Below are 394 nucleotides of genomic sequence, written 5' to 3'. Positions count from 1 at the left end.
GTCGAGAAGGCGCTGGGACTGGTCCGCTGGCAGCGGCAGGCGCTTGCCGTTCAGTTCGAAGCCCTCTTCTCCGGGCGGCGTCGGTGCTTCGCCGGCAGCGCCTGCGTTGGGAACGGAAAGGGAAATGTCATCCAGCAGATACGCCATGAGGGGCCTCCTCGATGCAATGGGTCAAGGCGCGCATGATGGCGAGCCGTGCGAGATGGGTGCGATGGGCGGCAGTCGCGCGGCAGTCTTCTATCGGAGACAGGGCTGCAAGCGAGGCGCCGTCGATGATGTCGCGCAGTGCTTCCGGCCGCTGCGCCAGCAATGACGCCTCCAGTGCCGGCATCCGCAGCGCGACCGCCGAGGCGCCGCCGACAGCAACGGCGGCGTCCTCCACTGTGTTCACTGC

1 protein-coding gene is annotated in these 394 nt (G+C 67.8%); it reads right to left on the bottom strand.

The features are described from left to right. Positions 1-127: 127 nt before the first annotated feature. A partial coding sequence (locus AC1DDH_RS20735; RefSeq protein WP_476956256.1) for a hypothetical protein occupies positions 128-394 on the bottom strand: 267 nt, incomplete at its 5' end.

Source organism: Arthrobacter sp. 10T425 (genome assembly GCF_056393985.1).
This window is presented reverse-complemented; position numbering and strand designations above follow the sequence as displayed.